The organism is Streptomonospora salina, from assembly GCF_014204715.1.
Taxonomy (GTDB): Bacteria; Actinomycetota; Actinomycetes; order Streptosporangiales; family Streptosporangiaceae; genus Streptomonospora; species Streptomonospora salina.
Genome location: NZ_JACHLY010000001.1, coordinates 44,072 through 56,344, shown reverse-complemented (window position 1 = coordinate 56,344; position 12,273 = coordinate 44,072). Strand labels below are relative to the sequence as shown.

Here is a 12,273-nt window from a genome sequence, read left to right as displayed (position 1 = left end):
GCGGGTCACGCCCCCAGCGCCGCCGCCTCGCGCGCCAGCTCCTGCACGCGCGCCCAGTCGCCGCCGGCCAGCGCCTCGGCCGGAGTCAGCCACGTGCCGCCGACACAGCCCACGTTGGGCAGCGCCAAGTAGTCCGGCGCCGAGGCCGCGGTGACCCCGCCGGTGGGGCAGAAGCGCACCTGCGGCAGCGGGCCCGCCAGCGACTTCACATAGGCCCGCCCCCCGGCCGCCTCGGCCGGGAAGAACTTCAGCGCCGTGGCCCCGCGCTCCAGCAGCGCCATCGCCTCCGACGCCGTGGACACCCCCGGCAGCGCCGGGAGCCCGGTGGCGGCCATCGCCTCGTACAGCCCGGCGGTGCAACCGGGGGAGACCAGGAATCCGGCCCCGGCGGCCGCGGCCCGCTCGGCCTGCTCGGGCGAGGTCACCGTGCCCGCGCCGACGACGGCGCCGGGGACCTCGGCGGCGATGCGCTCGATCGAGCCGAGTGCGGCGTCGGTGCGCAGTGTCACCTCCACCGCCGGCAGCCCGCCGGCCACCAGTGCGCGGGCCAGCGGCACCGCGTCGGCGGCGTCGGAGAGGACCACCACCGGCACCACCGGGGCGAGATCGAACAGGTCCTCACTGCTGCGCGGGTTCATACGCGCCTCCTTGTCCGGTTGCGAGGCGCTGGTCGAGCCGGGCGGACGCGCCCAGCAGCGCCGGGTCCTGCGCCACGATCAGCTGCGTGGCGATGCCGTGCAGGTAGTCGGTCATGCGGTGCTTGTCCTCGAAGCGGCGCCGGAAGCCGCTGGAGCGCACCACGGGGATGATACGGGGAAGGATCCCCCCGCCCAGGAACACGCCTCCGGTCGCGCCCAGGCTCAGCGCGGCGTTTCCGGCGAAGCCGCCCAGCAGGCAGCAGAACACGTCCAGCGCCTCGGCGCACAGCGGGTCGCCGGGCGCCTCGGCGCAGACCTCGGCGGCGGTGCGCTCCGGCGCGCGCACGCCGCGCACCTCGGCCAGCGCCCCGTGCAGCCGGCTCAGCCCGGGCCCGCACAGCAGGCATTCGGCGGTGACCGAGCCCTGCCGGGCGCGCAGCAGGCGCACCACCTCCCACTCGCGCTCGTCGATCGCCGGAACGTCGACGTGGCCGCCCTCGCCGGGCACCGGGACCCACCCGGCGCCCTCGGCCGGAACCAGCCCCGCCACGCCCAGACCGGTGCCCGGACCCAGCACGGCCTTGGGGCCGCAGGGGGCCGCTGCGGGGCCGCCCAGCGACACCAGGTCGCCGTCGCCGCCCAGTCGCGGCAGCGACAGGGCCAGCGCCGCGAAGTCGTTGACGACCTCCAGATGGTCCAGGCCCAGCCGGTCGCGGGTGGCCGCGACCGAGAAGTCCCAGTGGGAGTTGGTCAGCCGGACCCGGTCGCCGCCGACGGGGCCGGCCACCGCCACGCACGCCGCGCCCGGCGCCGCGGATGCGCCGACCTGCTCCAGGTAGGCCGTCGCCGCCGCGGCGAGGTCGGCGTGGTCGGCCCCGTCCAGGCGGCGCACCCGTTCCGGGCGGGCGCCGGGAGTATCGACCAGCCCGAAGCGGGCGTTGGTGCCGCCGATGTCGGCGACGAGCCAGGGGCGCCCCCGCGAGGGCGGCTGGGGGCGGCTCACCGCAGCGCCCCGAACACGCCGGCGCCCCGCTCGGCCGGCCCCACGGACGCGCGGAAGGCGGAGAAGAGCTCGCGGCCGGTGCCGGCGGAGGAGTCCACGGTCGGTTCGGCCGCGGGGCGCTCGTCCAGATCGTCGGCGCCCAGCGCCTCCAGGGTGCCCGCCTCGGCGTCCACGCGGAGGAGGTCGCCGTCGCGCACCCGCGACAGCGGGCCGCCGGACGCGGCCTCGGGGGAGATGTGGATGGCGGCCGGGACCTTGCCCGACGCGCCGGACATGCGGCCGTCGGTGACCAGTGCGACCTTGTGTCCGCGGTCCTGGAGCACTCCGAGCGTGGGGGTCAGCTTGTGCAGCTCGGGCATGCCGTTGGCCCGAGGGCCCTGGAAGCGCACGACCGCCACCACGTCGCCGTCCAGCTCCCCGGCGGCGAAGGCGTCCTGCAGCTGCGCCTGGCTGTCGAAGACGCGCGCGGGCGCCTCGACGACGCGGTTCTCCGGCTCCACCGCCGAGACCTTGACGACCGCCCGGCCCAGATTGCCGCGGACCATGCGCAGCCCGCCGTCGGCGCTGAAGGGGTCGCCGGCGGCGCGCAGCACGGTGGTGTCGGTGCTCTCCGCGGGCTCCTCGCCCCAGGCGAGGCCGTCGTCGCCGAGCACGGGGCGCCGGCGGTAGCGGGTCAGACCGCGGCCGGCGACCGTGGCGACGTCCTCGTGCAGCAGTCCGCTGTCCAGCAGCTGGGCGATCAGGTACGGCATCCCGCCGACCTCGTGGAACCGGTTCACGTCGGCGGCGCCGTTGGGATACATCCGGGTCAGCAGCGGCACGACCTCCGACAGCGCCGCGAAGTCGTCCCAGGTCAGTTCGATTCCGGCGGCCTGGGCCACGGCCACCAGGTGCAGGGTGTGGTTGGTCGATCCGCCGGTGGCCAGCAGTGCCACCACCGCGTTGACGACGGCGCGCTCGTCGACGACCTCGCTGACGGGGGTGTACTGCCCGCCCAGCGCGGTCAGGCCCGTCACCGCCCGCCCGGCCTCGTCGGTCAGCGCGGTGCGCAGCCCGCTTCCCGGCTGCTCGAAGCTGGCGCCGGGCAGATGCAGGCCCATGACCTCCATGAGTATCTGGTTGGAGTTGGCGGTGCCGTAGAAGGTGCAGGTGCCCGGCGCGTGGTAGGCCTCCGACTCGGCCTGCAGCAGCTCGGCGCGGTCGGCCTTGCCCTCGGTGTAGCGCTGGCGGACCGCCGCCTTGGCCTTGTTGGGCAGGCCGGAGGGCATGGGGCCGGCGGGCACGAACGCCACCGGGAGGTGGCCGAAGGTCAGCGCGCCGATCAGCAACCCGGGAACGATCTTGTCGCATACGCCCAGCATCAGCGCGCCGTCGAACATGTCGTGGGAGAGCGCGACGCCGGTGGCCATCGCGATGACGTCGCGGCTGAACAGCGACAGTTCCATACCGTCGCGGCCCTGGGTGATGCCGTCGCACATCGCCGGCACGCCGCCGGCGAACTGGGCGACACCGCCGGCCTCGGCGACGGCCCGCTTGAGCTGGGCGGGGTAGTCGGCCAGCGGCTGATGGGCCGAGAGCATGTCGTTGTAGGCCGACACGATCGCGATGTTGGGCTTGGCGGTGTGGCCCAGGGAGAGCTTGTCGCCCGGCCCGCAGGCGGCGAAGCCGTGGGCGAGGTTCGTGCAGCCCAGGCCCTGGCGGGCGGGGCCCTCCGCGGCGGCGGCGCGCATCCGCTCCAGGTAGGCGGCGCGGGTGTCGGCGCTGCGTTCGGCGATGCGCCGGGTGACCTCGGCTATACGCGGATGGGGCGTGGTCATGCGGGCTCCGTTCGGTGGCTGGGAAAGGGGCCGGACGCACCCGGAGGGCCGCGCCCGGCCTCCGCGGCGCCGCCTGCGGTGCGGCGTGCACGCGGAGCCGGGGACGCGGCGGTACTCCAGGGGCCGGTCGGCACAGGGGGTGCGGGGATCGGCGGCCGGCGGGCGCGCCGCGGTCGGACGCAGAGCCTCTGGAAAGGTATCGGGCACTTCAGGTTCCAGACAACCTTAACTTATGAACATTCTTTTACAGAAGTGCACATATTCTGGTCGTCTCCATGCGCAAGCATGGTTCAATGAGGCATGCCCCGTAGCAAGGCCGCATCCGCCCCCGCGTCCAGCGGGCACGTGCTTGAGCTGATCCGCAGCGGCGAGGCCGCCACCCGCACCGAGATCGGGCGCGCCACCGGACTCTCCCGCCCCGCCGTCGCGCTGCGCGTCACCGAGCTGCTGCGCCACGGCCTGGTCTCCGAGGACCGCGCCGCGCCCTCCCAAGGCGGGCGTCCGCCCGCCCGCCTGGAGTTCGACGCCGCAGGAGGCGTCGTCCTCGCGGCCGCGCTGGGCGTCTCGCACAGCCAGGCCGCCGTCTGCGACCTGAGCGGGCGCCTGCTCGCCGGCGACAGCGGCTCGCCCGAGCTCGAATACGGCCCCCGTGCCGCGCTGCCCTGGCTGCTGGAGACCTGGCAGCGGCTGCTGGAGGAATGCGGCCGCGGCACCGGCGACGTCTGCGGCAGCGGCATCGGCCTGCCCGGCACCGTCGAGTTCGCCACCGGGCGCGCCGAGACCCCGCCGGTGCTGGCCGACTGGGGCGGCGTCGACATCGCGTCCCTGGTGGCCGAGTGGTTCCCCGCACCCGTCCTGATCGACAACGACGTCAACGTCATGGCCCTGGGCGAGCACCGCGCCGTGCACCCCGGCGTCGGCGACCTCCTGTTCGTCAAGGTCTCCACCGGCATCGGCGCGGGCATCGTCGCCGGCGGCGAGCTGCTGCGCGGATCGCTGGGCGCCGCCGGGGAGATCGGGCACATCCCGGTGCGCGACGGCGACGGCACCCCCTGCCGGTGCGGCGGTACCGACTGCCTGGAAGCCGTGGCCGCCGGCCCGGCGCTGCTGGCGCGTATGAACGCCCGGGACCGCCGTGCCGGCGGGGTCGCCGAGCTGGCCGCGCTGGCCCACGAGGGCGACTCCGCCGCCGCTGCACTGGTGCGCCAGGCCGGACGCCGCCTCGGCGAGGTGCTGGCCGGCGCGGTCAACCTGCTCAACCCCGAGGTGATCGTGCTGGGCGGGCTGCTGGACCGGGCCCACGACCACCTCGTGGCCGGCGTGCGCGAGGTCGTGTTCCAGCGCTCCATCCCGCTGGCCACCCGCCAGCTGCGCGTCGTCGGCAACCGCAGCGGCGAAGAGGCGGGCCTGCGCGGCGCCGCCGCCATGGCGCTGGAACACGTCCTCGCGCCCGAAGCCGTCAACGCCCGCATCGCCGCACGGCGGTGACGCCTCCCCGGCCCGGTGCCGCCCGCCTCCCCGGCCCGCGGCCCGCGGCCCCTCACCGGCCGGCGCTTCCCGGGCTGGCGTGCCAGAGCTTGCGGGGCGCGCCCGCCGCCCCCGCCGGTGCGACGTCGGCATAGGGCGACAGCGCGTATCCGCTGGCGTAGCGGACCCGGCGCCCCCCGACACCGCTGACCGGCTTGTGCGCGGGCGAGCGGCCCAGCCGCTCGCGCAGCGCCGCCGCGGCGTCCTCGCCGCCCTCTTTCCAGACCTCGGCCAGCTCCTCCAGGTCGTAGGCGTCGGTGGCGTTGACCGTGGGCAGGCCCGATCCGGCCCGGCGCACCGTCCCGCGCACCGCCAGCAGCCAGGACCCGAAGACGGTGGCGGCACAGCGCTCCTGGACCGACTCGAAGAACGTCAGGTCCACCAGGCCGGTGCCGTCGTCCAGTGTGGTGAAGACGATGCGCTGTCCCGACCGCACCGCCGGGGTCTGGGTGGCCACCTTCGCCCCCAGCACCAGCACCCGGGTTCCGGACGCGACCGCCGTCAGGTCGCGGGCGCGGACCGCGCCGCACAGCGCCCCCAGCGCGGCGGTCAGCTCGGCGTAGCAGTCCAGCAGGTGCCGGGAGGCGTCATAGCCCAGCACCTCCAACTCGGCCTGCACCTCCTCCGCCGGCGTCATCGGTGCGAGCCCCGCGTCGCGGGGGACCTCCTCCGCGGCGGCCTCCAGAGCGATGGGCAGCTGCCCGCCGCTCAGCGGCCGGCGCGCGGTGCGCTCCAGCGCACCCACCCGCAGCAGCAGATCGCGCCGGGTGGGCCCGCCCGTGCGCGCGGACTCCGCGCCGATCCCGTAGAGGGCGTCGAAGGCGCCCACCCGCACCAGTCCCTCCAGCACCCCGCGGGACGGGCGGGCCCGGGCGGCGACGTCGTGCAGCGACGAGTAGGGGCGCCCGGCCACCAGCGCGTCGATCTCGGCGTCGGTGATGCCTTTGACGTCGGCCAGCGCGGCGCGGACACCCAGCGCACCCCACCGGGGCACCGGCTCCACCCGCCATTCGCGCTCGGAGCGGTTGACGTCTGTTCCCAGTATCGCGACGCCGAAGCGGCGGGCGTCGTCGATGACGGTGCGGCGGGGGTACATGCCCGGGTCGTGGGTGAGGAGCCCGGCGTAGAAGGCCGCCGGGTGGTGGCGCTTGAGCCACGCCGACTGGTAGGTGGGCAGCGCGAAGGCCGCGGCGTGGGCCTTGCAGAACCCGAACGCGCCGAAAGAGGAGAGGATCCCCCAGACCTCGTCGATCACCCGCTCGCTGTGGCCGCATTCGCCGGCCAGGGCCGTGAATCGCCGGCGCACCTCCTCGGTTCCGGCCTCGGTTCCCAGCTGCCGGCGCATCGCCTCGGCCTGGTCCAGCCCGCAACCGGTCATGGCGTGCAGCACGGCGATGACCTGCTCGTGGAAGACGACCACCCCGCCGGTATCGGCCAGCACCCCCTCCAGCACCGGGGTGGGGGCCGCGGGAGCGCGCTCGCCGTCGCGCGCGGCGACGAAGGGGGTGATCATGTCGCTGTTGACCGGACCGGGGCGGAACAGGGAGATGTCGGCGATCAGGTCGTCCATGCCGTCGGGGCGCAGCCGGCTGACGAGCTCGCGCTGGCCCGGCGACTCGATCTGGAAGCAGCCCAGGGTGGCCGAGGAGCGGATCATCGCATAGGTCGCGGGGTCGTCGGCGGGCAGCGCGTCCACGTCGATGCGCTGGCCTTCGGTGCGTTCGATCTCCGCCAGCGCGCGGGTCATGGCCGACTGCATGCGCACCCCGATGACGTCGAGCTTGATCAGCCCCATCTCCTCGACGTCGTCCTTGTCGTACTGGACCATGTCGTAGCCGATCCGGCTGGGCTCCAGCGGCGCGCGGTCGCGCAGGAGGGAGTCGGAGACGACGATGCCGCAGGGGTGCAGGGCGATGTGGCGGGGCAGCCCGTCCAGCCGTTCGGCCAGCCGGAACAGCGTCTCCACCGGGTAGTCGGCCAGGGCGCCGGAGCGCAGCTCGGGCAGGTCGGCGCAGGCTTCGCGGATCCGGCGGGCGCGGATGTGCGGGAACGCCTTGGCCAGCACGTCGATCTCGTGGGGCGGGATGCCCATCACCGATCCCGCGTCGCGGATGGCGCTGCGCGCGCGGTAGGTCTCCGCCATCGACACGCAGGCGGCATCGGGGTAGGCGTCCAGGATCACCCCGTAGGCGTCCAGCCGGCGGGCCGACTCCACGTCCAGGTCGATGTCGGGCAGGCCGGTGCGGCTCTCGGCCAGGAAGCGCTCCATCAGCAGACCATGGGCCAGGGGATCCACCGCCGAGATCCCGATCAGGCGGTTGACCAGGCTTCCCGCTCCCGAACCGCGGATGGAGCAGCGGATGCCGTTCTCGCGGATGCGGCGGGCGATGTCGGCCACGGTCAGGAAATAGGCGGAGAAGCCCTTGCGCTCGATGACCTCCAGCTCGCGGGCCAGCCGGGCGCGGGCGCGCGCGTCGCCCTCCAGGCCCAGCCGGTCCATGCCGTCCCGGCAGGCCAGCCACAGCCGGTCGCGGGCGCCGGGGATCTCGGGCAGGTGGTGGCGGTCCATGCCCAGGTCGGCGCCGGGATCCAGGCTGCAGGAGGCGGCCAGGGCGCGGGTGTGGGCCAGCAGCCGCCGCACGGCGGTGCGGTCGGGGCCGCAGATGCGCTCGGCGACACCGGCCATCTCCGCGGTGTCCTTCAGGTAGGCCTGGGAGCCGCAGGGCTCGGGCGGCGGCCCGCCGCCGGGAAGCCGGCGCCGCGCCTCGTCCAGGACGCGGGCGACCTCGGCGCCGGAGCGGTCGGGGTAGCGCACGGCGTTGCTCAGCACCGCCAGCGTGCCGGTCTCCTCGGCCAGCCGCAGCATCGCGGTGGCGCGGCGGTGCTGGGCGGGCCCGTAGTGGTCGACCAGTTCGACGGCGGTCTCGGCGGTATCGCGCCAGCGCCGCAGGCACCGGCGGGCGCGCTCCATGTGGTGCTCGGCCGCCGCCAGACCGACGTCGGACTCCGGCCCGGCGAGCACGACCAGATCTTGGGCGTGCTGGGCCACCATCGCGTGCGATACGGCGGGAACCCCGCGCGTCCCGGCGGCGTGGGCGGCGCTGACCAGACGGCACAGCGAGGCCCAGCCGCGCCCGCCGCGCGCCAGCACGACCACCCGGCCGCCCCCGGGAGCGGCCACGGCCAGGTCGGCCCCCAGCACGGGGCGGATCCCGGTCCGTTCGCAGGCGCGCACATGCTTGACGGCGCCGTAAAGGCCGTCGCGGTCGGTCAGCGCGAGCATGTCCATGCCCGATTCGGCCGCATGCTCGACCAGCGCCTGCGGCGGCGCGGTGCCGTGGCGCATCGACGCCGCGGAGGCGGTGTGCAGGTGGGCGAAAGCGTCGGTCATCAGCGGCGGCCCTCCGGGCGCGCCGCGGTGGCGACGAGTGCTGCGGCCATGGCTCCCCCGTTGTCGCGGCCAGGGCTGGGCAGTCGGTGCCGCGCCCGGGGAAGACAGGCCGAAATCGAACTCGTGTACGAACGATACCGCACGGATGATCATGGATAGAACCATGAACAGGCGAAACCACAGCGGCGGTCGCCGTGGAAAGGGCAGCACGCGGCGTGGCGCCGGGGGTTTCGGCCGTGGCGGCGCCACGATGGTCGGCGCGCGGCGCACGCGGACCGCCCGGCGCATCCGGTCGCCGCGCTCCGGCCCCCGGGGGTCCTGCCGGGCCCCGCACCCGAAACGGAAACGGCCCGCCATGTGGAGCGCGATCTGGAGCGACTTGGCGGTCAGCGGCGTGCCGCTGCTGGAGAAGGTGATCCGCACGGTCGCGGTCTACGCCGCGCTGGCCGTCCTACTGCGCGTTCTGGGAAAACGCGACACGGCCCAGCTCAACACCATGGACCTGGCCCTGATGCTGCTGCTGGCCAACGTCGTGCAGAACGCCATCATCGGTGAGGACTACTCCCTGGTCGGCGGGCTGCTGGGCGCTGTGGTCCTGCTCGCCACCGACGCCCTGGTGGTGCGCAGCGCCGCGGCTCGGGCGTGGACGTGGCGGGCGCTCAACGGGACGCCCATCGTCCTGGCGCGCGACGGCAGCTACGACCGTGCGGCTCTGCGGCGCCTGGCCGTCCGCCGTTCCGACGTCGACGTGCTGATCAAGAAGCAGGGCGCGCACAGCGTCGCCGAAACCACGCGCGTGGTCCTCGAACCCGGCGGCGCGGTCCTGGTGGAGATGCGCCCCGAGCGGCGCCCGGCCACCGGCGCCGACGCCGCCGCTCTGCATGAGCGCCTGCGGCGGATCGAGGAGCTGCTGGAGCGGGACCGCCCGCAGGGGTGAGCGCGGCCGCGCGGCGGGGAGGGGCGGCGACAGCACCTCCCACCAGGCCCGGCGCGGTACCGTGGCCGCCATGGAGAACGCATCCGAGCGCCCGTCCACCTCGGTCGAGGACTACGTGAAAGTCATCTACGACCTGCAGGAACGCGGTTCCGGGCCGGTGACGATCTCGGCGATGGCCGAGCGGCTCGCGGTGTCCAACTCCTCGGTTTCGGGAATGCTGCGCAAGCTCGGCGAGCTGGGCCTGGTGTCCCACCGCCGCTACGGGGACGTGCAGCTCACCGAGACCGGCGACAAGGCCGCGCTGGCGGTTCTGCGCCGCCACCGCCTACTGGAGACCTACCTGGTCGAGGCGCTGGGATACTCCTGGGACGAGGTCCACGACGAAGCCGAGATCCTCGAACACGTGGTCTCCGACCGGTTCGTCGACCGCATCGCGGCGTACCTGGGCCACCCGGCGGCCGATCCGCACGGCGACCCCATCCCCACCCGCGAGGGCGACGTCCCCGAGCGCGAGACGCAGCTGCTTTCGGCGGCCGATGCGGGAACCAGGGGGGTCATCGTGCGGGTCAACGACTCCGACCCCGACCTGCTGCGCCACCTTGCCGAGCAGGACATCGGCATCGGCATGCGCATCGAACTGGTGGAGCGCCGGCCCTTCGGCGGACCGCTGATCGTGCGCACCGGGACCTCCGGCGCCCAGCGCGAGCAGGCCCTGGGCCTGCTCGCCGCCGAGGCCCTGTGGATCGCCCCGGCCCCCGCGCAGGAGGGCCGGAGCTGACCGGGCTGGGCCCCGCCCCGCGCCGTCCGCGCCTCAGACGGGCAGCTGGCGCATCTGCGGTTCGGGGTAGCGCTCGCCCGCGGCCGCGCCCGGAGGCACCGCGCTTTCGAGTTCGGCGACCTCGTCCCGGGACAGCTCGACGTCCAGCGCGCCCAGCGCTTCCGAGAGCCGGTCGCGCCGGCGCGCGCCCACCAGCGGCACGACGTCCTCGCCGCGCGCGGCGACCCAGGCGATGGCGGCCTGGGCCGGCGTGACGCCCTTCTCCGCGGCCACCGTGCCCAGCGCCTCGGCCAGGCCCAGATTGTGGCGCAGGTTCTCGCCCGAGAAGCGCGGGCTTGCCGAGCGGAAGTCGCCGGCCGCCAAGTCGCGGTCGCTGCTCCAGTGGCCCGACAGCAGCCCGCGTGAGAGTACGCCGTAGGCGGTCACGCCGATACCGAGTTCGCGCGCGGCGGGCAGGATCTCGTCTTCGATGCCGCGTGACAGGAGCGAGTACTCGAATTGCAGGTCGCTGATCGGGTGCACGGCGGCGGCGCGGCGAAGCGTCTCGGCGCCGACCTCCGAGAGCCCGATGCGGCGCACGTAACCGGCCTCGACCATCTCGGCGATGGCGCCCACGGTGTCCTCGATCGGCACCCGGGGGTCCAGGCGGGCCGGGCGGTAGACGTCGATGTGGTCGGTGCCCAGGCGGCGCAGCGAATAGGCGAGGAAGTTGCGCACCGCCTCGGGGCGGGCGTCGTAGCCGACCCATGAACCGTCGGGGCCGCGCATCCCGCCGAACTTCACGCTGATGACCGCGTTGCCGCGGTCGCGCTCCTTCAGCGCGTCGCGCAGCAGCATCTCGTTGTCGCCCATGCCGTAGAAGTCGCCGGTGTCGAGCAGGGTGATCCCGGCGTCCAGGGCTCTGTGCACGGTGGCGACGGCCTCGGCGCGGTCGGTCGGACCGTAGAGGTCCGACATGCCCATCATGCCCAGGCCCAGGGCCGAGACCTGCGGGCCGGTGCTGCCGAGACGGCGTGTCTCCATGGCCACGGTGGCACTCCTTGCTTGATCGTTGTTATCGCTTATCCGATAACGATGATACATTATCAATGGTAACGGAAAAAGTGTGGCGTTGGTTTCACGTACCGGGGTGCCGGCACCGCAGCAGGGCGGCTCCCCGCGGGCGGGGCTCGGCCGCGCCCGGCCCTGCCGGGGCCGCCGGGGCCGCGGCGCTTGGCGGCGGGGGCGGGCGCTGATTCGATGGGCACCGACGACACACGCACACCCGAGGATTCGGGTGCACCACGGTAAGGAAGCCGCCCATGCGCATCGGCATCCAGATTCCCCGCTTCACCGGCGCCGGCAGCCCCGAGCACATCGGTCCGGCCTTCGCCCGCATCGCGCGCGAGGCCGACGGGGCCGGTCTGTCCAGCCTGTGGGTCATGGACCACGTATGGCAGATCGAGATGGTCGGCGCCGCCGAGGAGCCGATGCTGGAGGGCTACTCGGCGCTGTCCTACGCCGCCGGAGTGACCGAGAACATCACCCTGGGCACACTGGTGACCGGCGCCGTGTACCGCCACCCCGGAATGCTGGTCAAAGGCGTCACCACCCTGGATGTGCTCTCGGGCGGGCGCGCGTGGCTGGGAATCGGCGCCGCGTGGTTCGAGGGCGAGGCGCGCGGGCTGGGGCTGCCCTTCCCGCCCACGGCCGAGCGCTTCGAGCGCCTGGAGGAGACCCTGCAGATCGCCCACCGCATGTGGTCGGGCGACGAAAGCCCCTACCACGGCACGCACTACCGGCTGGAGCGTCCGCTGAACTCCCCGGCCCCGGTGCAGCGGCCGCGTCCGCCGATCCTCGTCGGCGGGGGAGGGGAGAAGAAGACGCTGCGCTACGTCGCCGCCTACGCCGACGCCTGCAACCTCTTCGCCGGCCCCGACCTGGAGCACAAGCTCGACGTGCTGCGCGGGCACTGCGCCGCCGAGGGGCGCCCCTACGCGGAGATCGAGAAGACCGCTCTGGCGATGGTGGGCCGCGACAGCAGCGTCGACCAGGTCGTCGACGAGTGCGGACGCCTCGCCGAACTGGGGATCGACCACGTCATCTGCACCGGCTACACCGACGACGAGGGCGCCGCCGCCTTCCTCGGGCGCGTCGCCGAGCAGGCCGCGGACATCACCCCGGCGGGCCGCTGACGCCCGCG

General features: G+C 74.5%; 9 protein-coding genes. 4 read left to right on the top strand and 5 right to left on the bottom strand.

What is annotated here, in order from left to right:
• Positions 1–5: 5 nt before the first annotated feature.
• From eda to edd, 3 genes are read right to left on the bottom strand one after another with little or no spacing between them, the layout of a single operon-like run.
• The gene (gene eda, locus HNR25_RS00265; RefSeq protein WP_184632350.1) at positions 6–638 is read right to left on the bottom strand and encodes a bifunctional 4-hydroxy-2-oxoglutarate aldolase/2-dehydro-3-deoxy-phosphogluconate aldolase; all 633 of its coding nucleotides are present in this window, start codon (positions 636–638) and stop codon (positions 6–8) included.
• On the bottom strand, positions 619–1,641 hold the full coding sequence (gene glk, locus HNR25_RS00260) for a glucokinase (RefSeq protein WP_184632348.1): 1,023 nt from the start codon (positions 1,639–1,641) through the stop codon (positions 619–621). The genes eda and glk overlap by 20 nt, the downstream gene beginning before the upstream one ends.
• Positions 1,638–3,458 carry a phosphogluconate dehydratase gene (edd, locus tag HNR25_RS00255; RefSeq protein ID WP_184632346.1) on the bottom strand — a complete coding sequence of 607 codons (1,821 nt, stop codon included), beginning with the start codon at positions 3,456–3,458 and terminating at the stop codon, positions 1,638–1,640. The genes glk and edd overlap by 4 nt, the downstream gene beginning before the upstream one ends.
• Before the next feature lie 300 nt (positions 3,459–3,758).
• On the opposite strand from edd, the gene HNR25_RS00250 reads away from it, so the two are divergent.
• On the top strand, positions 3,759–4,946 hold the full coding sequence (locus HNR25_RS00250; RefSeq protein ID WP_184632344.1) for an ROK family transcriptional regulator: 1,188 nt from the start codon (positions 3,759–3,761) through the stop codon (positions 4,944–4,946).
• A 52-nt stretch (positions 4,947–4,998) separates the two neighbouring features.
• Here the strand turns inward: HNR25_RS00250 and HNR25_RS00245 are convergent, their stop codons facing one another.
• The gene (locus tag HNR25_RS00245) at positions 4,999–8,376 is read right to left on the bottom strand and encodes a DNA polymerase III subunit alpha (RefSeq protein WP_184632342.1); all 3,378 of its coding nucleotides are present in this window, start codon (positions 8,374–8,376) and stop codon (positions 4,999–5,001) included.
• A 355-nt stretch (positions 8,377–8,731) separates the two neighbouring features.
• Here HNR25_RS00245 and HNR25_RS00240 point away from each other — a divergent pair, with 355 nt between their 5' ends.
• Positions 8,732–9,313 (top strand): DUF421 domain-containing protein, encoded by a 582-nt coding sequence (locus HNR25_RS00240; protein ID WP_221457392.1) that lies wholly within the window; start codon positions 8,732–8,734, stop codon positions 9,311–9,313.
• Positions 9,314–9,383: 70 nt separating this feature from the next.
• Positions 9,384–10,091, top strand: a complete 708-nt coding sequence (locus HNR25_RS00235) for a metal-dependent transcriptional regulator (RefSeq protein WP_184632341.1) — start codon at positions 9,384–9,386, stop codon at positions 10,089–10,091.
• A 33-nt stretch (positions 10,092–10,124) separates the two neighbouring features.
• On the opposite strand, the gene HNR25_RS00230 is transcribed toward HNR25_RS00235, so the two are convergent.
• The gene (locus HNR25_RS00230; RefSeq protein ID WP_184638610.1) at positions 10,125–11,114 is read right to left on the bottom strand and encodes an aldo/keto reductase; all 990 of its coding nucleotides are present in this window, start codon (positions 11,112–11,114) and stop codon (positions 10,125–10,127) included.
• Between the two features lie 278 nt (positions 11,115–11,392).
• On the opposite strand from HNR25_RS00230, the gene HNR25_RS00225 reads away from it, so the two are divergent.
• Positions 11,393–12,265 (top strand): LLM class F420-dependent oxidoreductase, encoded by an 873-nt coding sequence (locus HNR25_RS00225; RefSeq protein ID WP_184632338.1) that lies wholly within the window; start codon positions 11,393–11,395, stop codon positions 12,263–12,265.
• Positions 12,266–12,273: the final 8 nt, after the last annotated feature.

Excerpts from the sequence above, each read along its gene's own strand:
- edd (WP_184632346.1), bottom strand. The coding sequence starts at position 3,458 with ATGACCACGCCCCATCCGCGTATAGCCGAGGTCACCCGGCGCATCGCC.
- HNR25_RS00245 (WP_184632342.1), bottom strand. The coding sequence starts at position 8,376 with ATGACCGACGCTTTCGCCCACCTGCACACCGCCTCCGCGGCGTCGATG.
- HNR25_RS00225 (WP_184632338.1), top strand. The coding sequence starts at position 11,393 with ATGCGCATCGGCATCCAGATTCCCCGCTTCACCGGCGCCGGCAGCCCC.
- HNR25_RS00235 (WP_184632341.1), top strand. The coding sequence starts at position 9,384 with ATGGAGAACGCATCCGAGCGCCCGTCCACCTCGGTCGAGGACTACGTG.
- HNR25_RS00230 (WP_184638610.1), bottom strand. The coding sequence starts at position 11,114 with ATGGAGACACGCCGTCTCGGCAGCACCGGCCCGCAGGTCTCGGCCCTG.
- HNR25_RS00240 (WP_221457392.1), top strand. The coding sequence starts at position 8,732 with ATGTGGAGCGCGATCTGGAGCGACTTGGCGGTCAGCGGCGTGCCGCTG.
- HNR25_RS00250 (WP_184632344.1), top strand. The coding sequence starts at position 3,759 with ATGCCCCGTAGCAAGGCCGCATCCGCCCCCGCGTCCAGCGGGCACGTG.
- eda (WP_184632350.1), bottom strand. The coding sequence starts at position 638 with ATGAACCCGCGCAGCAGTGAGGACCTGTTCGATCTCGCCCCGGTGGTG.